General features: G+C 60.6%; 17 protein-coding genes and 1 tRNA gene. 3 read left to right on the forward strand and 15 right to left on the reverse strand.

Annotated elements, in window-relative coordinates:
• Positions 1-18: 18 nt before the first annotated feature.
• The 5 genes from atpE to I6E60_RS13940 all read right to left on the reverse strand — a co-directional run bounded on the left by atpE (position 19) and on the right by I6E60_RS13940 (position 3,565).
• Positions 19-246 carry an ATP synthase F0 subunit C gene (gene atpE, locus I6E60_RS13920; protein WP_197108946.1) on the reverse strand — a complete coding sequence of 76 codons (228 nt, stop codon included), beginning with the start codon at positions 244-246 and terminating at the stop codon, positions 19-21.
• A 49-nt stretch (positions 247-295) separates the two neighbouring features.
• Positions 296-1,120, reverse strand: a complete 825-nt coding sequence (gene atpB, locus I6E60_RS13925) for a F0F1 ATP synthase subunit A (protein WP_197126757.1) — start codon at positions 1,118-1,120, stop codon at positions 296-298.
• A 119-nt stretch (positions 1,121-1,239) separates the two neighbouring features.
• Positions 1,240-1,689 (reverse strand): hypothetical protein, encoded by a 450-nt coding sequence (locus I6E60_RS13930; protein WP_197180948.1) that lies wholly within the window; start codon positions 1,687-1,689, stop codon positions 1,240-1,242.
• Positions 1,686-2,912: an MraY family glycosyltransferase gene (locus I6E60_RS13935; RefSeq protein WP_307784492.1), complete on the reverse strand. Its 1,227-nt coding sequence runs from the start codon at positions 2,910-2,912 to the stop codon at positions 1,686-1,688. The genes I6E60_RS13930 and I6E60_RS13935 overlap by 4 nt, the downstream gene beginning before the upstream one ends.
• The gene (locus I6E60_RS13940; protein WP_197126575.1) at positions 2,909-3,565 is read right to left on the reverse strand and encodes an L-threonylcarbamoyladenylate synthase; all 657 of its coding nucleotides are present in this window, start codon (positions 3,563-3,565) and stop codon (positions 2,909-2,911) included. The genes I6E60_RS13935 and I6E60_RS13940 overlap by 4 nt, the downstream gene beginning before the upstream one ends.
• Before the next feature lie 68 nt (positions 3,566-3,633).
• On the opposite strand from I6E60_RS13940, the gene I6E60_RS13945 reads away from it, so the two are divergent.
• Positions 3,634-4,248 carry an HAD family hydrolase gene (locus I6E60_RS13945; protein ID WP_197126569.1) on the forward strand — a complete coding sequence of 205 codons (615 nt, stop codon included), beginning with the start codon at positions 3,634-3,636 and terminating at the stop codon, positions 4,246-4,248.
• Positions 4,249-4,298: 50 nt separating this feature from the next.
• Here I6E60_RS13945 and prmC read toward each other — a convergent pair whose 3' ends face one another.
• The 8 genes from prmC to argS form a co-directional block, all read right to left on the reverse strand.
• Positions 4,299-5,171, reverse strand: coding sequence for a peptide chain release factor N(5)-glutamine methyltransferase (prmC, locus tag I6E60_RS13950; protein ID WP_197180950.1), 873 nt, complete (start codon positions 5,169-5,171; stop codon positions 4,299-4,301).
• Positions 5,172-5,179: 8 nt separating this feature from the next.
• Entirely contained in the window at positions 5,180-6,259 is a 1,080-nt protein-coding gene (prfA, locus tag I6E60_RS13955) for a peptide chain release factor 1 (RefSeq protein WP_197108951.1), read from the reverse strand.
• Positions 6,260-6,261: 2 nt separating this feature from the next.
• Entirely contained in the window at positions 6,262-8,526 is a 2,265-nt protein-coding gene (rho, locus tag I6E60_RS13960; RefSeq protein ID WP_197180952.1) for a transcription termination factor Rho, read from the reverse strand.
• 132 nt (positions 8,527-8,658) lie between these two features.
• On the reverse strand, positions 8,659-9,597 hold the full coding sequence (gene thrB / locus I6E60_RS13965) for a homoserine kinase (protein ID WP_197180954.1): 939 nt from the start codon (positions 9,595-9,597) through the stop codon (positions 8,659-8,661).
• 86 nt (positions 9,598-9,683) lie between these two features.
• The gene (locus tag I6E60_RS13970) at positions 9,684-11,000 is read right to left on the reverse strand and encodes a homoserine dehydrogenase (protein ID WP_197180956.1); all 1,317 of its coding nucleotides are present in this window, start codon (positions 10,998-11,000) and stop codon (positions 9,684-9,686) included.
• On the reverse strand, positions 10,997-12,400 hold the full coding sequence (gene lysA, locus I6E60_RS13975; RefSeq protein WP_197126557.1) for a diaminopimelate decarboxylase: 1,404 nt from the start codon (positions 12,398-12,400) through the stop codon (positions 10,997-10,999). The genes I6E60_RS13970 and lysA overlap by 4 nt, the downstream gene beginning before the upstream one ends.
• Positions 12,401-12,505: 105 nt before the next feature.
• The gene (locus tag I6E60_RS13980) at positions 12,506-13,411 is read right to left on the reverse strand and encodes a DUF2993 domain-containing protein (RefSeq protein WP_197180958.1); all 906 of its coding nucleotides are present in this window, start codon (positions 13,409-13,411) and stop codon (positions 12,506-12,508) included.
• 5 nt (positions 13,412-13,416) lie between these two features.
• The gene (argS, locus tag I6E60_RS13985) at positions 13,417-15,078 is read right to left on the reverse strand and encodes an arginine--tRNA ligase (RefSeq protein ID WP_197180960.1); all 1,662 of its coding nucleotides are present in this window, start codon (positions 15,076-15,078) and stop codon (positions 13,417-13,419) included.
• A gap of 99 nt (positions 15,079-15,177) precedes the next feature.
• Here argS and I6E60_RS13990 point away from each other — a divergent pair, with 99 nt between their 5' ends.
• Positions 15,178-15,798 carry an arginyl-tRNA synthetase gene (locus tag I6E60_RS13990; RefSeq protein ID WP_197180962.1) on the forward strand — a complete coding sequence of 207 codons (621 nt, stop codon included), beginning with the start codon at positions 15,178-15,180 and terminating at the stop codon, positions 15,796-15,798.
• Positions 15,799-15,868: 70 nt separating this feature from the next.
• Here I6E60_RS13990 and I6E60_RS13995 read toward each other — a convergent pair whose 3' ends face one another.
• Complete coding sequence (locus tag I6E60_RS13995; RefSeq protein ID WP_197180964.1) at positions 15,869-16,663, reverse strand: transglutaminase family protein; 795 nt, start codon at positions 16,661-16,663, stop codon at positions 15,869-15,871.
• A gap of 87 nt (positions 16,664-16,750) precedes the next feature.
• Here I6E60_RS13995 and I6E60_RS14000 point away from each other — a divergent pair.
• A tRNA-Arg gene (locus tag I6E60_RS14000) sits at positions 16,751-16,823 on the forward strand.
• Positions 16,824-16,881: 58 nt separating this feature from the next.
• On the opposite strand, the gene I6E60_RS14005 is transcribed toward I6E60_RS14000, so the two are convergent.
• Positions 16,882-17,250, reverse strand: coding sequence for a helix-turn-helix transcriptional regulator (locus I6E60_RS14005; RefSeq protein ID WP_197126547.1), 369 nt, complete (start codon positions 17,248-17,250; stop codon positions 16,882-16,884).
• Positions 17,251-17,279 lie beyond the last annotated feature (29 nt).

A 17,279-nucleotide genomic window follows, 5' to 3' on the forward strand; every position in this document is an offset into this window, starting at 1 on the left:
TCAATCAGTTGTTAGTAATTAGCCGGGGAAAGGGATGAATGCAACTGCGATCGCGATGAACGCGAGCGCCTCGGTGAATGCAATACCGAGGAACATGAGGCCCGTGAGGCGACCCTGAAGTTCTGGTTGGCGGGCAACAGACTCAACGGTCTTGCCCACAACGATGCCTACACCGATTGCGGGTCCGATGGTTGCAACACCGAATGCGAGGGGTGCAATGTTTCCAGTCAGCTCTGCGACGTTCATTTGTGTTTCCTTCCGTGGTTTTCTAATCCAGGCGAGTGCCGGGATCGGTCTAGTGCTCTTCGACCAGCGCGAGCTGGATGTATACGGCGGTCAGGAATGTAAAGACATAGGCCTGAAGTACCGCAACAAGGAGTTCGAAGATTGTGAAGATGAAGCCAAAGGCGAGGGTGCCAATGCTGAAGAGACCGAAGAGGCCGCCAGCAGTGAACAGGAAGAAGTGCGTTGCCGAGAAGCACAGCACGAGGAGCATGTGACCGGCGATCATGTTCATCAGGAGTCGCAGTGCGAGAGTTACCGGACGAAGGATGAAGGTGGAAACGAACTCAATCGGAGTAACGATGAAGTAGAGCGGCCACGGGACACCGGCGGGGAAGAGCGACGCCTTGAAGAAGGTGATGCCCTGCTTTTTGATGCCGGCGTAAATGAAAACAACGTACGCCACAAGAGCGAGAACCAGTGGAACACCGATTACGGCTGTACCCGCGACGTTGAGCCCAGGGACGATACCCGTGAGGTTCATCGCGAGCACCATGAAGAACATCGTTGCGAGCAACGGCATGAACCGCTTGCCGTCTACCTTGCCTAGCGCGCCATCCGCGATATTCGACTGGACGAAACCAACAGCCATCTCGAGGATGCTCTGGCCGCGACCCGGAATCATCCGCATGCGCCGGGTGCCGACCCAGAACAACAGAATCAGCACGGCGACCGCGATGAAGCGGACCAACATGAGTCTGTTGATTTCGAAGGGGGTGTCTACGAAAAGAAACCCGGGCGGGACAAACTCAATAAGCGAGGGGCCATGAAAGCCCCCATCGCCTGATCCGTCATCGGTGGCAAAGGGCGCTAAGAGCGCGAGAGCGTTATATAACAGCGCTGTCTCCAGAATCGGGGCGTGTAACTACGCGGCGATGAAAATTGGGGGGTTGTAACAGGAACTAACTCTATCAAGAGAATTACGCTCACGACGAATCTGCGGGCGAATCCGCCAGATTAGTTTGACGTCGAGGTATCTTCACCCGGCAACTGCACTCCGGGCACGTAACTTTCCCGCGCACGAACAAACGCCAGCACGTCGACGATGAGGCTACCGAGCACCGCCGCGAGGATCGAGAAGAAGAATACGACAGGCTCCAGGAACGGTTGGCCGCGCAGCACAACCAAGATGGCGATGAACAAGACGAACTTGATCAGCCACGCGCCCAGAACGATCGCGAAGAAAATGGTGCTCGATGAATCGCCACCGGTTGCCCGCGACGCGACGACAATACTGCCGGCAGTAAGCGCCATAAAGAGGGCCGTGAGCCCAGCGCCGATCAAGGCACTGATCAGCCCGGAGGTGTCTGCGACGAGGTACCCCACGATGGAGCCGACCACAGCGATGCTGACGGTCAAGATCGCGCCATAGGCGATCGCACGGCCGAGGATTGAGGAGGACTTCATTCGGTGGGTTCCTTTGTGTTGTGCTGGGTCGAACTGTCGTTGGAGGCGGCATCCAGACCGTCATATCGTGCATCGTCGAGAGACTCTTGCTCGGCCGCGAGGCGCTGCGCAGCAGCCTCACGCGACTTGCGACGACTGAGAGGTGCGAGCGTGAGAGCTGCGCAGCCAGCGAGACCGACGACGAACATAAGCGCCGCCCACCGCCACGGCACGAAGGTGAAGGCGAGGACGCCGACCGAGGCCACAAACGTCCAGCTGTACAGGATGAGAACAGCGTGCAGGTGGGAGTGCCCCATGTCGAGCAGGCGGTGATGCAAATGTTTGCGGTCTGCAGTGAAGGGCGATTTGCCTGCCCGGAGCCGTCGCAAGATGGCAAGCCCAAAATCTAACAACGGGATCACTAAGACTGCAACCGGGAGAAGGATCGGGATGAAGGCCGGCAAGAAACTGAGCGTGAATTGGTCAGGCTGAGCCAATTCTGTGTTGTCCACTTGGCCCGTCACGGAGATTGCAGACGCCGCCATCACGAGTCCGACGAGTAGAGCACCGGAGTCGCCCATGAACATCTTGGCAGGATGGAAGTTAACGGGAAGCAGCCCGACGCAGGCACCGATTAAGATGGCTGTCGCGAGGGACGCCAAGTTGAAGTATTCCGTTTGCGCTTGCCCCTGCAATAGATAGGCATACACAAAGAAAACGCTGCTCGCGATGATCGCGACGCCCGCAACAAGGCCGTCGAGACCGTCGATGAAGTTCACCGCGTTCATCACGAGAACTATCGCGAAGATAGTGATGATGAGCGAGATATGGGGCGACACGATCGTCTTGCCCCCGATTGGGAGCGTAGAAAGCTGCACGCCGGGCCACGCGACGACAAAAGCCGCGATGATCTGGCCCGCCAACTTGGTGAGCCAATCAAGATCCCAAATGTCGTCAGCAACGCCAATCACCACGACAATGAGAGCTCCACCGAGCAAACCAAACACTTTGCTTGGCTCGTCGAAAATCAAAGAAAAGTTGTCAAAGCTCGACGCCACCGCGAAAGCGACGACAATTCCGAAGAACATCGCCACACCACCGAGTCGTGGTGTCGGAGTCGTGTGCACATCACGCTGGCGAACCTGCGGATACAGCTTGTACTTGAGGCTCATTTTGAGCACAACCAGCGACAAGGCATAGGTGACCATTGCGGCGATACCCGCAATGAGGAAGTAAAAAACTATTCGCACCGATCGGCCCCGATCAGATCGCGAATGGCGTCGGCCGAAATGACGCCCTCACGCACGATGCGCAGTTTGCCGCCGTCGACAAGCAAACCCGTAGCATCCACAATCGTTGAAGCGAGCTCGCCGCCCTCGCCATCGTCGAGGTAGACCGAAACCGACTCCCCCAGCATCTCCTTTGCCGCGGCCGCCGAGCGTGCCGCCGGCAGACCCGTGCTGTTAGCGCTCGAGACCGCAAGCGGACCCGTCTCTGACAACAGTTCGAGAGCAATACGGCTCGACGGCATCCGCAACGCCACTGTGCCCTGAGTCTCGCCCAGATCCCAGATCAGCGAAGGCTGCGCCGGAAGAATGATCGTGAGGCCACCGGGCCAAAACTCGGCAACCAGTTCGCGAACCTCGTCAGGGACCTGGGCGGCAAGCGCATCAAGGGTTGGGATGCCCGGGATCAACACCGGCGGAGGAGACTGCCTCGTGCGCCCTTTGGCATCAATCAACTTCTGCACCGCCTCGGGCTGGAACGCGTCAGCCGCCACCCCGTAAACAGTGTCAGTAGGGATCACAACGAGATCGCCGCGGCCAATAGCGACGCGAGCGAGTCGCATGCCGGTCAAGAGCTGCGCTTCGTCGGCACAATCAAAAAGGTCATCCATGTCCCCAACATGGTACCGGGCGAAACAGTGAAAGACTGATCACGACTAACAGATAGCGAAGGCCAACAATGACGCTGCTTTTCATCTTTGACATGGATGACGTGCTCTATGAGTACGACTGGCGCGCACGAATGGCCGCTCTCAGCGAGCTAACCGGCCGCAGTTTTCTCGAATTGCGACGCCTCTGGTGGCACGACAATGGCGAATTTGGTGCCGAAGCAGGGCTGTATCCGACCGGCGAAGAGTACCTCGCGGCCTTTGAAGAAGCGATCGGCCACAGCGTGGATGTCGAGCGCTGGCTAGAGATTCGATCCAATGCGATGACGGCTTGGCCCGATTCGCTCGCCGCTGCCCGACGCGCGTCCGAACTGGGCCAAGCGACCCTGCTCACCAACAACGGATCACTGCTCGGAGATAACCTTCCCGTGGTCGCTCCCGAGCTTGTGGATATTTTCGGCACCCACTTGCGCACATCGAGTTTCTACGGCGCTCGCAAACCTAACCCGGTCGTGTTCGAGCGCACGTTGGAGGCGTACGGCATCGACGCCGATAACGCGTTCTTCGCCGACGATCTAGCCGAGAACGTGACGGGTGCCGAATCCCTCGGCATCACCGGACACCACTTTCGCAGCGGAGCAGAACTGCACCAGGCGATTGAAGAGTTTGCGGCTGCTCGCACCTAGAGCGCCTCTGCACACGCGCTGCGGGCGGTGAACCCGGCGAAACCCGGTCGTTACAGCAGCGCTGTAGTGGCGCGGTCGCGGCCGAGGAGGTCTTTGTGGTGAGCTACGGCGTTCCAGCCGTCCGCCGTGAGCAGCGCGGCCAATGCCGGAGCTTGCTCCTCGCCGTGCTCGAGCACGAGAGTGCCACCCTGGTGCAACAGACGGCGAGCCGTCGTTGAGACGCGGCGTACGACATCCATACCGTCTTCTCCGCCGTAGAGCGCCAGAGCGGGGTCGTGGAGTTGCACTTCGATATCGCGCGGGATTGCGGCGGCCGGGATGTACGGCGGGTTCGAAATGACCACGTCAACGGTGCCGTTGAGCTCGGGAAAAGCGTCCCCCAGGTCGGCGTTGATGAGCGTCGCGTTATCGGCGCCGTAGCGACGAAAGTTCTCGCTTGTGTACGGCATCGCGTCCGGTGACAACTCGACCGCATAAATACGAGCGCGCGGCACCTCGGTGGCCATCGAGAGTGCAATCGCGCCGCTTCCGGTGCCAAGATCGACACCGATCGGCTCAGGCGTTGCGCTGAGAGTGAGGGCATCGATCGCGAACTGCACGACAGTTTCTGTTTCGGGCCGCGGCACAAAGACGCCGGGGCCAACACGCAATTCAAGATTGCGGAACGGCGCGATACCAGTGATGTGCTGCAACGGCTCGCGGGCAGCACGGCGGGCAAACAATTCGCGAACGGTAGCTTCTGCGGCAGAGGGCACCAGCGCACCGGTGACCAGGCGAACCCGCAACTCGCCACGGCTCAGCTCGAGCACGTGAGCGACCAGCAGTTCCGCATCGACCGTCGGAGACGGAACTCCTGCAGCACCCAACAATTCAGTGCCGCTGCCTACAAGGTCAGCGACACTGATGTTGTGCTCGGCAGTCATTGCCTCGTTCAGGAGTCGTTTCCTACCGCAGCCAAACGAGCCTCTTCATCGGCCATGATGCACGACTGGATGACAGGCTCGAGGGCGCCGTTGATCGCCTGGTCAAGGTTGTAGGCCTTGTACCCGGTGCGGTGATCTGCAATACGGTTTTCTGGGAAGTTGTACGTGCGAATGCGCTCGGAGCGATCCATCGTGCGGATCTGGCTCTTGCGGTACTCGCTCGCCTCGGCATCCGCTTCTTCTTGGTATCGAGCCAAGATGCGCGCGCGCAGCACTCGCATACCGGCTTCGCGGTTTTGCAGTTGCGATTTCTCGTTCTGCATCGCCACGACGATACCGGTCGGAAGGTGAGTAATACGAACAGCGGAGTCAGTGGTGTTCACCGACTGGCCACCGGGACCCGAGGAGCGATACACGTCGATCTTGAGATCGTTCTGGCTGATCTCAACTTCTTCAGGCTCGTCGACCTCGGGGAACACGAGCACACCAGCAGCAGAGGTGTGGATGCGACCTTGAGACTCGGTGGCGGGCACACGCTGAACGCGGTGCACTCCCCCCTCGTACTTCAAGTGCGCCCAGACGCCCTCAGCAGGATCGCTCGAGTTGCCCTTGACAGCCAACTGAACATCTTTGATGCCACCGAGGTCGCTCGAGGTCTGCTCGATGATCTCTGTCTTCCACTTCTTTGACTCTGCATAGTGCAAGTACATGCGCAGCAGGTCGCCAGCGAAGAGCGCCGATTCGGCGCCGCCCTCCCCCATCTTGATTTCCATGATCACGTCACGGGAATCGTTGGGGTCACGCGGAATCAGAATGCGACGAAGCTTTTCTTGGGCGGCCTCGAGAGTCTCGGTGAGCCCGGGGATCTCTGCAGCGAATGACTCATCTTCGTCAGCCATTTCGGTGGCTGCCGCAAGGTCATCCGTCAACTGACGCCAGTTGTGGTACGCCGCAACAATGCGCGACAACTCGGCGTAACGTCGGTTGACTTTCTTCGAGCGGACCGGGTCTGAGTGGAGCTCGGGGTCAGCTAGCTGACCTTCGAGCTCCCCATGCTCGGTCAGCAGCGACTGTACTGACTCGAACATCGTTAGTCCTCTTTTGTGCCGTTAGTGGAAGGAAGTGACTTCTGGATCTGCATGAGGAACTCAACGTTCGACTGCGTCTCCTTCAGCTTATTCAACACGATCTCGAGTGCAGCCTGCTGGTCGAGACCGGCGAGGGCACGACGCAAGTTCCAAGTGACCTTGACTTCGTCGGCCCCGAGAAGCATCTCTTCGCGACGTGTTCCGGATGCGTTGAAGTCGACGGCGGGGAAGATGCGCTTGTCAGCCAGCTGGCGCGACAGACGCAGTTCCATGTTGCCAGTGCCCTTGAACTCTTCGAAGATAACCTCGTCCATCTTCGAACCGGTCTCGACGAGCGCGGTAGCGATGATGGTGAGCGAGCCACCCTCTTCAACGTTGCGAGCCGCACCGAAGAAACGCTTCGGCGGGTACAGCGCTGCGGAGTCGACGCCACCGGAAAGAACGCGACCCGAGGCCGGTGCAGTCAGGTTGTAGGCACGGCCGAGGCGCGTGATCGAGTCGAGCAGTACGACTACGTCATGACCCAGCTCGACGAGACGCTTAGCGCGCTCGATAGCCAATTCGGCAACGGTGGTGTGGTCTTCAGCGGGGCGGTCGAAGGTCGAAGCAATAACTTCGCCCTTGACGGTGCGCTGCATGTCCGTAACTTCTTCTGGGCGTTCGTCAACGAGAACAACCATGAGGTGAACCTCGGGGTTGTTCTTGGAGATCGCGTTCGCGATGGCCTGAAGAATCTGCGTCTTGCCTGCCTTGGGCGGCGAGACGATTAGTCCGCGCTGGCCCTTACCGATCGGAGCAGCAAGGTCGATGATGCGCGTCGACAGCATCGACGGCTCAGTCTCGAGACGCAAACGATCCTGCGGGTAGAGCGGTGTGAGCTTGCCGAATTCAACGCGGTTCGCAGCCTCTTCAACGGGAAGACCGTTGATCGAGTCGATGCGCACGATCGCGTTGTACTTCTGGCGGCCCTGGCTGTTGTCACCCTCACGCGGCTGGCGAATAGCGCCAACAACGGCGTCACCCTTGCGGAGATTGTACTTCTTGACCTGGCCAAGCGACACGTACACGTCGCTGTTACCGGGAAGGTAACCAGTGGTGCGCACGAAAGCGTAGTTGTCGAGAACGTCGAGGATGCCGGCAACCGGGATCAGTACGTCGTCATCGGTGATCTCGGGCTCGAAGTCGTCGCCCATGTTTCCACGGCCACGCTTGCGGTCACGGTAACGACCGCGTCCACCGCGCTCGGAGTCGACGTCGCCGCCGCGCGAGTCATCGTTGTTACGGCTGTTTCCGCCATTGTTGTTGCCGTTGCGGTTTCCGCCGTTGTTGCCCTCAGCGTTGTTGCCATCGTTGTTGTTGTTCTGACGACGGTTGTTGTTTTGACGGCCCGAACCCTCAGCGTTTTGGCTGCTGCCATTACGGCTGCGGTTGCGGTTGCGGCCACGGCCCGAACCCGACTCGTTGTCGGAATCGTTGTCGTCGCTGTTGTCAGAACCGCTGTTCTTGTCAGCGTTGCTGTTCTTGTCAGCGTTGCCGTTCTTGTCAGCGTTGCCGTTCTTGTCGTCGGAATTCTTGTCAGAGTTGTCGGCGTTGTTGCTGCCCTTGTCACTCTTGTTGTTGTTGCGGTTGTCGTTCTTGTTGCCGCCCTTGGCAGCCTTGCTGTCGTTGTCGGTCGACTTCACGTCGGCCGACTTCGCGTCGGCCGAAGCCGAGGTCTCGTCGTTCGATGCGTCCGCAGGTGCAGCGCTACGGCTGGAGCTGCGACGGTTGCGCTTGGGGGCTGCATCGGCTGCGGGAGCATCGGTGGATGCTGCTGCGCTGGTCGATGCGGTGGTGCTTGCTGCGGCATCCGACTCGGGAGCAACTGCAGCCTCAGTCTTCTTCTTACGAGGAGCCGTCTTCGGCTTCTCCGCTGCGGCGTCGGCGGCAGGTGCCTGAGCAGCTGATTCCTTCGACGATGAAGCGCTCTTGTCTACCTGAGGAGCGCCAGCGGGGCTCTCGGTGCCAGCGATGGCGGCACCGTCAGTGCTCGTGACACGGCGCGAAGCGCGCTTGCGAACCGGAGCTGCTGCAGCCTCGGTGGGTGGGGTTGATGCGGTGTTGCTGTTGTTCTTCTCGTTAATTGCGTCCACGAGATCTCCTTTGCGAAGTTTGGAAGTACCGGTGATGCCGCGTTCGGCTGCCATAGCTTGAAGCTCGGGCAGTCGCAACGCGCTCAGCGCGGCACGGGAATCCACGCTTGATGCGTGGTTGTTGACGTCAGTCACTACTTGGGGTTCCTTTCCCCAGCCAAGATTGATTTCCTTGGTGGAGAGCTAGTCGCTCACCGATGTCTGCGCGGATGCGCAGGAATCTAAATTCGGGGATACGACGGGTGAAGTGCGACCGGGAGGCTACGACTACGCCGTAGCTTCTACCTGGTGCTCATTCACTGTAGCACCTTTGAAGTCCACGGCTAAGAGGAGGCTTTCCCACGGCGTTGCGGCGTGCTCCTGCACGAGAGCCGCGGCCTCGAGACGCCTCGCGGGGTCATCAGCCAGCACCAGAACCGAGGGCCCGGCACCGGAAACGACCGCAGCATGGCCGTGCGAGCGCAGCATCCGGATCAGCTCTGTGGTCTGCGGCATCGCTGCAGCCCGGTAGTCCTGATGCAGGCGATCGCCGGTGGCTTCGAGCAACACTTCAGGGCTCTGCGTGAGTGCCGCAATGAGGAGCGCAGCCCGCGAAACGTTGTAGACAGCGTCGGCGTAGGGCACTGCATCCGGCTGCAAACTGCGCGCATGCGCCGTCGAGACCCGGAAGTCGGGCACAAGAACAAGAGGTGACACTCCACGGTGCACCATCAGCTTCTTGGCCTGCGGCCCCGAGTCGGTGGTCCACGCGATCGTGAGGCCGCCCAAGAGAGCAGGCGCGACGTTATCGGGGTGTCCCTCAAGTTCTGTTGCGAGCACGAGGAGAGTTGCGGCATCCATTTCGACGATGCCCTCAAGCAGCCCCTTGGCCGCCATGACGCCCGAAACGATTGCCGCAGCAGACGAACCAAGTCCCCCACCGTGCGGGATGACATTGGTCGCCGACACCTGCAGCGCTGGCATCATCTGCCCAAAGTGTGTGAAGCAGTGCTGAATCGCCTGAATGACGAGGTTTGATTCATCGGTCGCGACAATTCCGGCGCCAACACCCGTGACATCAATCGTGACGCCAGAGCCATCGACCGCAGTGACGATCAACTCGTCATAGTGCGACAGCGCAAGCCCGAGCGTGTCAAACCCCGGGCCGAGGTTGGCCGAAGTCGCCGGCACACGCACGACGACACTGCGACCGACGAGCGAGGTCATGCCTTCGCCATCGTCATACCCAGACGGTCGGCGCGCTCCTGAAGAAGACTTTCCCGCTGCCGGTTGCTGATTTCACTGCCCATTGGCTACAGTCCTTCGACTCTCAAAACAGACACAACATCGCGCACCACCGAGTTCTCGGTCAGCGCTGCCACCGTGGCGGCTAGCGATTCATCGGTCGCTTCGTGCGTGACCGTAATAAGGGTAGCGCTCGGCACGCCCTCCGTTACCGCGCCGACAGTCTGATTGACCGCCTCGACAGAGACGCCATTATCGCTAAAGACGGCAGCGATCTTAGCGAGCACACCAGACTCATCCACGACCGTCAAGGTGATCTGGTAGCGCGTCGTAACGCGAGAGATCGGCAAGATGGGCAGGTTAGCGTGCGTCGACTCGGCAACGCCAGGACCACCAATGACGTGGCGGCGAGCAGCGGATACGACATCACCGAGAACAGCGGATGCGGTTTCGATTCCGCCAGCACCAGCGCCATAGAACATGAGGCTGCCTGCAGCTTCGGCCTCAACAAACACAGCGTTGTTCGCGCCGTGCACCGCAGCGAGCGGGTGAGTCAGCGGAACGAGTGCGGGATGCACGCGAGAGCTGACTCCAGCGGTGGTGCCGTCAACGTTGAGGATGCGTTCGCAAATGGCGAGGAGCTTGACGACATAGCCAGCCTTGCGGGCCGCAATAACCTGCTCGGCGGTGACGCCCGTGATTCCCTCACGGTGGACCGATTCCAGCGGAACGCGAGTGTGGAACGCGAGGCTCGAGAGCAGGGATGCCTTCTGGGCGGCGTCATAGCCTTCGATGTCTGCAGTGGGGTCAGCTTCGGCATACCCGAGGCGAGTCGCCTCGGCGAGGGCGTCGTCGAAACTGTCGCCCGTGGCATCCATGCGGTCAAGAATGTAGTTCGTGGTGCCGTTGACGATGCCGAGGATGCGCTTGACGCGGTCACCAGCGAGGCTGTCGCGCAACGGGCGAATGATGGGGATCGCGCCAGCAACAGCAGCTTCGTAGTAGAGCTGCGCGCCGACTTGGGCTGCCTCTTCGAAGAGTTCAGCGCCGTGGTGAGCCAGCAGAGCCTTGTTGGCGGTGATGACGTCAGCGCCTGAATGCAGAGCCTTGAGAATCCAGGTGCGAGCGGGCTCGAGGCCACCAATGAGTTCGATGACGATGTCGGCTCCGACGATGAGCGACTCTGCATCGGTCGTCAGGAGTTCTTGGGGGATGTTGGTGTCGCGAGGAGCGTCGAGGTCGCGCACGGCAACGCCGACGACTTCAAGTCCGGCTCCGGCACGGGCGGCGAGTTCGTCAGCGTGTTCAAGCAACAGTGCGGTGACCTGCGATCCGACACTCCCTCCGCCCAAAACTGCGACGCGAAGGTTGCGATATTCGATCATTCAGAGTCTCCCGATGGTGTGATTCCCGCGTCGCGGCTGAGTAGGTCGTCTTCGGTTTCGCCGCGCACAATGATGCGGGCGTGGCCATCGCGCACCGCAACGACGGGCGGGCGCGCAAGATAGTTGTAGTTGTTGGACATCGCCCAACCGTAGGCACCAGTGGCAGGCACGGCGATCACGTCGTCAATCTCGACGTCACCAGGCAAGTACTCGGCGCGCACGACAATGTCGCCCGCCTCGCAGTGCTTGCCCACAATGCGTGCAAGCTCAGGGGCGGCATCCGAAATCCGATTCGCGATGCGAGCCGAATAGTCGGCCTCATACAAAGCAGGACGAATGTTGTCGCTCATGCCGCCATCAACGCTGACGTACTTGCGCACGGCGACACCATCAACGAGCACATCCTTAATCGTGCCGACCGTGTAGAGCGTGGTTGTCGACGGGCCAATGATCGACCGGCCGGGCTCAATCGCAATGATCGGTACCGGAATCTCGAGCCGCGCGCACTCGGCCTCAACGATGGTAGCCAGCGACGCGGCAAGCTCAGCAACCGGCAAAGCCTGATCAACCGAGGTATACGCGATGCCAAAACCGCCACCCAGATTGAGCTCGGGCACCGGAGCAACCACCGACAACCGCGCGTGCAACTCAAGCAAACGACGTGCCGCCTCAGCAAAGCCCGCAGTATCAAAAATCTGCGAACCAATATGCGAATGGATGCCCACAAAATCCAGCGAAGGATGCGAGCGGATCTGCGCCACGAGAGTTTCAGCCTCAGCAAGCGGGACACCAAACTTCTGGTCCTCCCGCGCCGTCGCCAAGTACTCGTGGGTTGATGCGTGAACCCCGCTATTGATGCGCAAACGCACCCGCTGGGTTCGACCGTGCCGTGTGGCGGCTTCAGCAACCCGACCGATTTCGACGACGCTGTCGATAACGATGGGGCCGATGCCCGCGCGCACGGCACGGTCGATCTCGGAAAGACTTTTGTTGTTGCCGTGAAAACCCAAACGCGACGCATCTGTGCCAGCCGCGAGCGCAACCGCCATCTCGCCAGCCGAGGCGACATCAATGTTGAGGCCAGCAGCCGTCATCCACCGAACGACCTCCGTGCAGAGGAACGCCTTGCCCGCGTAATACACCTTGACTCCGGAGCCGATGCGAGAGAACTCGGAATCGAACGCCGCCTTGATTTCGGTGGCACGAGCAATGGCATCCGCTTCGTCCACAACGTAGACCGGAGTGCCGAAGGCAGAAACGAGCTCGCTCGCTGTGACCCCCGCAATCGTCAGTTCACCGTTCTCGGCGCGCGCTGACGTGCGTGACCAGACGGTCGATGGCAAAGAATTTGCTTCGGCGGGAGTTTCGAGCCACTCGGGCGCCAGCGGGTTCGCGAACACAGTCGCACCTCACAGAGATGTAGACGGAAAACGGCGGATTGTGTCCGCACAGGCGTTGGGGATGCTGACCACTCTAACGGCTGGCGCGGCTAGCGCTGAATCGAGCTACGGCGCTGGACACGTGCCGTATTGTTGCCAGGCCGCATCGTCGAGCGCGATGCCGTCAGCACTGAGTTGGATGACGAGGTTGTCGTTCGCCACTTCAACCGAATCGATCGTCAAGGCGGTCGGCAATGATGACGCGACACAGAACTCTTGAGAGCTCAATAGGCTGCCAGCCAGCCCCGAGACGAGCGGGTTCTCGCGCAGGTCAGCAACTGAGATCTGTTGATCCCCCAGAATGACCGACTCCGGTTCAAACGCAACGGCGTCTCCGGCAGCAACCGGCACCAAATCAAGGGCGACCGGGATCTCAAAGAACAAGAGCTTGAAGACAGTCGACACTCGGATGGCGCTGCCTTCGAGTTCGATCGAATCGAGCCCGGTGCCGCTCAACGTTGTCGCAAGCTTGGTCACTTCGCTGCCCGCAATAGAGACATCCATCGAGAGAGTGCCCACAGGCTGCGAGGTCATTATCGGAACACCTGTCGCCTCAACGCTGACGGAAGACTCAAGGCCGTTCACTTCGAAGCTATCGACGTCGATCGTGACGACATCGAGGCCGCCCGTGAGAGCTTGCACGATGAGCGAACCGGAGCCGAGATCAACAGCAACGCCCTCGGTCGTTTCGAGGTTGAGCGACGAGGCAATCTCATCCCGCACCAGATTCGTCGCGAAAGTACGACCGACTGTTTCCACGAGAATGACGCCCGTGATCAGGATGATCGCCACGACCGCAAGAACGACCCACCAGATCCAACGACGTCGCCGCCGGGGTTTCGCCGCGGGCGCAGCCGTCTCAGCGAGACGCAACTCGACGGTGGACTGAACGCCCAAATCGAGCGTCGGCGCCGTGCCATCCTCGGAGCCGGCAAGCTCTTCGTCGTGACCGGGCCGTTCGTCTGAAGTCACGAAAGCTACATCCGCTCGGGTGCACTGACCCCGAGCATCCAAAGGCTGTTGCGCAGAACCTGACCGACAGCGTCGTTGACCCAGAGTCGGGTGCGGTGAACGTCGGTGACCTCTTCATCGTTCAAGGGAGTGACCCGGCACTGGTCGTACCACCGGTGATAGCTGCCCGCGAGCTCTTCCGCGAAGCGCGCGATGCGGTGCGGTTCACGCAACTCCGCCGCCTGAGCGACGATGCGCGGGAACTCAGCAAGCACTCCAAGCAGGATGCTCTCAGATTCGTTCGTGAGAAGCGAAGCATCGAAGACGCTGCGATCCACTCCCGACTCCCCCGCGTTGCGAGCAACGCTGTGAGTGCGCGCGTGAGCGTACTGCACGTAGAAGACGGGGTTATCGTTCGTGCGCTTTTGCAGAATCTCGGGGTCGAGGCTGAGCGGCGAATCGGAGGGGTAGCGACCGAGCGAGTAGCGCAGCGCATCTGTTCCGAGCCATTCACGCAAGTCGTCGAGTTCGATGATGTTGCCGGCACGCTTCGAAAGGCGAGCACCATTGATGCTCACGAGCTGCCCGATGAGCACCTCAATGTCTTTGTTGGGGTCGTCACCGGCAGCACCCGCGAGCGCCTTGAGGCGGTGGACATAGCCGTGGTGGTCTGCACCGAGCAAGTAGATCTTGTGGGCGAAGCCACGGTCGCCCTTGCTCAAGTAGTAGGCCGCATCGGCTGCAAAGTAGGTATAAATGCCGTTGCCGCGCTTGATGACGCGGTCTTTGTCATCGCCGAAATCGGTGGTCTTGACCCACACGGCATCGTCGATGTCGGCGACATGGCCCTGGGCACGCAAACGCTCGACGGCAGTATCGATCGCACTCTTGCCGTCGGCGTTGACAGCATGAAGCTCGCGCTCACTAAACCAGACGTCAAAGTGCACGTTGAATGCGGCGAGCGACTTCTTAATTTCGCCGAGCTGAAGCTCATAGCCCCGCTCGCGCGCAACAGCGATCGCCTCGTCGTGGTCGAGTTCGAGAATTTCGGGGTTCGAGGCGAGCACGCGCTGAGCGAGCTCGGCAACATAAGCGCCCGGGTAGCCGTTCTCCGGAGTGGGCTCACCCTTCGCCGACGCGAGAATTGACGCCCCAAAGTTGTCCATCTGGTTTCCGGCGTCATTGATGTAGAACTCGCTCACCAGCTCTGCACCGGCAGCTTTCAGGATGCGGGCAAGCGAATCGCCGAGAGCCGCCCACCGCGTGTGGCCGATGTGCAGCGGGCCCGTGGGGTTGGCCGAAACGAACTCCAAGTTGATGGTCTGACCCGCGAGGGAATCATTGCGACCGTAGGCCTCGCCCTGCTCAACGATTGTCTTCGCGAGCGCACCAGCGGCAGCGGCATCCAGGGTGATGTTGATGAAGCCGGGGCCTGCAACATCCACCGAAGCAATTCCATCGATAGCGCGCGCCTGCTCAGCGATTTCTGTCGCAAGTTCACGAGGGTTCGCCCCCAACGGCTTCGCCAGCTTCATAGCGATGTTGGATGCCCAGTCGCCATGATCGCGGTTGCGCGGACGCTCCAGCACCAGATCGTTCACAGTCAGGCCCAGATCGGGCGTGCCGCGGTCAGCCGCAATGCGGGAGACGACAGAGAGCAAGGTGGCAGAAAGGTCAGCAGGATTCACCTCTTAAGAGTACTGGGTGACGACTGCGGATCTGGCGCAGTTCGCGACAATGCCGGGTCACTGCACTTCGTCAGCGCTGCGGGTCAGCAGAATGGAACTATGGCTTCTCGACTTCGCATTATTCCTGCAGTGATCGCACTGAGCGCATCCGTTCTTCTCTTGAGCGCATGTGTTCCGACCGAATCAGTGCCGAGCGCCTCCCTCACCAGTACCGTGCCGTCGAGCACCGCAACGCCAACCGCTACATCGACGAGTGGCTCAGACCCCACAAGCGCCCCAACGACCCCGGTTGAACCAACTTCGGCACCCGCTCCTGAAGCCACCCCTGTAGACATTGCCTGCTCAGCGCTCATCACGCCCCAGGAAATGTACGACTTCAACCCCAACTATGTGTTGCTGAGCAACTTCACCCCCGCCGCCGGGTCAACCGCAGCAGCGGCAGTTGGTTCGCAGGGCACCGCCTGCCGCTGGGAGAACGGAACCAGCGGAACCACTATCGATGTCTCAGTCGCGCAACCAACCCCCAGCGCGATCAGTACACTCAAGGCAAACGCTGGCGCAAGCACCGATAGCTACGCTGGCTACTTTTCATCCCAAGGCGGCACAGGAACAGCTCAAGTCTTCACCGGCCCGTATTGGGTGACCATCAGCTCGCCGCTGTTCTCGCGTGCCAGCAATGCGACCGCCCTGGTTGCGGATGTCACTGCCGCACTGAAGTAACACCCGCCGGTTCGCCGCACAACGCTCGGCGGCGGCGCGGGCAGTTGTTGCACCCACAAGGCACGGACAGTTAGGGAAGCTGCACCGGCGACCGATGATCGTCGGCGGGCAGCGTATCTGCCGTCACCGTGATCGAAAGATTCTGCAAGAACAAATCAGCCCAGTGATTGGTGAGGAAGGCCGTATCGGCTGCATCCCGGCCCGCAGCGATGCGCACAAGAGACTGACGCGGAGCAAGCCCGGTGGAATCAACGATCCACCACGCGCCGTCGACATACGCCTCGGCTACGGCATGGAAGTCCATGGGGCTCAGCCCGGGCGCGTACACCGAGGTATACCGCGCCGGCACATCTTTGGCACGCAGCATCGAAATCGTGAGGTGCGCGTAGTCCCGGCAAACACCCTGGCGCGCCAACATCGAATGGGCTGCCCCATCGGTCGCCAATGAGATACCTGGCGTGTACCGCATATTCGCGCCGACCCAATCACGCACTGCCTGAAGCAACTCGTGACCGGTCTGGCTCGGGAACAACGAACGAGCGCTCGGAAGCAGAACATCGGACTCGCAATAGCGACTCGGTCGCAAAAACTCGATCAGGTCGATCTCGTTGACCGGCGCAGGTTCGGGAGTTTCCTCCACGGTCGCGGCGTAGTCCACGACGAGACGCCCCGGGCCAGCAGTGAGCGAATGCAGTCGGGTTCCGCGCGCATCGACCAACTCTGTTGGCTGCTGGGGCTCACCATCCAACACAAAATCGATGGACTCGGATGCCTTAGGCCAGTAAGCGGAGACCGCAATACTGAAGACCATTTCGGTGCGACCCCGAAGGTCGAGTTCTTGGTGGGATGACACAGTGCGCAGCATCCTCCGATACTGTCACGAGAAGCTGAACTGGTCATCCCCACAGCGTGCTAATAGTGGGCGGCAATTGCTTGCTAAGATGGAGCCCTTGCCTTCGTAGCTCAGGGGATAGAGCGCCGGTTTCCGGTACCGTAGGTCGGGGGTTCGATTCCCTCCGGGGGCACTGTTATCAGCTCAACGCCGCACACTTTGTGCGGCTGTTCTGCTTTCTCGCGCGGGAGCTAATTCGCGACGACACAGCAGGCCTCAGCGCCAGCATCGGTGCTCGTCGCGACAGACGCGAGCATCTTGACAGGCTCGGCGAAGGCTTCGCAGCAGAGTTCGTACACGTTGGAGCGACCGCGAGGCGTCACCGTGACGAGACCGTTCTCGCGCAGCGGCGCCAAGTGGTGGCTCACGAGCGTTTGGCTCAGGCCGGTGGCATCCGTCAGTTCGCGCACCGTGTGGGCGCGTTCGGTGAGGAGCAGCACGAGCTGCAGCCGGTTGGGATCGCCGAGGGCGCGCAGGAGCGGCGCCAGGCTCTGGGCCCGCTCGGCCGTTGCCGACCAGGTGGGCTTCTGAATCATCAGAAGATCGACACGTTCGCTCATACCCTCACCTTACCTGATTTCTTTGTTAT

Source organism: Salinibacterium sp. SWN167 (assembly GCF_015864665.1).
GTDB lineage: Bacteria > Actinomycetota > Actinomycetes > Actinomycetales > Microbacteriaceae > Rhodoglobus.

Excerpts from the sequence above, each read along its gene's own strand:
- I6E60_RS13995 (WP_197180964.1), bottom strand. The coding sequence starts at position 16,663 with ATGCTGCGCACTGTGTCATCCCACCAAGAACTCGACCTTCGGGGTCGC.
- I6E60_RS13930 (WP_197180948.1), bottom strand. The coding sequence starts at position 1,689 with ATGAAGTCCTCCTCAATCCTCGGCCGTGCGATCGCCTATGGCGCGATC.
- atpE (WP_197108946.1), bottom strand. The coding sequence starts at position 246 with ATGAACGTCGCAGAGCTGACTGGAAACATTGCACCCCTCGCATTCGGT.
- I6E60_RS13945 (WP_197126569.1), top strand. The coding sequence starts at position 3,634 with ATGACGCTGCTTTTCATCTTTGACATGGATGACGTGCTCTATGAGTAC.
- prfA (WP_197108951.1), bottom strand. The coding sequence starts at position 6,259 with ATGTTCGAGTCAGTACAGTCGCTGCTGACCGAGCATGGGGAGCTCGAA.
- I6E60_RS13990 (WP_197180962.1), top strand. The coding sequence starts at position 15,178 with ATGGCTTCTCGACTTCGCATTATTCCTGCAGTGATCGCACTGAGCGCA.
- prmC (WP_197180950.1), bottom strand. The coding sequence starts at position 5,171 with ATGACTGCCGAGCACAACATCAGTGTCGCTGACCTTGTAGGCAGCGGC.
- I6E60_RS13940 (WP_197126575.1), bottom strand. The coding sequence starts at position 3,565 with ATGGATGACCTTTTTGATTGTGCCGACGAAGCGCAGCTCTTGACCGGC.
- thrB (WP_197180954.1), bottom strand. The coding sequence starts at position 9,597 with ATGACCTCGCTCGTCGGTCGCAGTGTCGTCGTGCGTGTGCCGGCGACT.
- I6E60_RS13970 (WP_197180956.1), bottom strand. The coding sequence starts at position 11,000 with ATGATCGAATATCGCAACCTTCGCGTCGCAGTTTTGGGCGGAGGGAGT.
- I6E60_RS14005 (WP_197126547.1), bottom strand. The coding sequence starts at position 17,250 with ATGAGCGAACGTGTCGATCTTCTGATGATTCAGAAGCCCACCTGGTCG.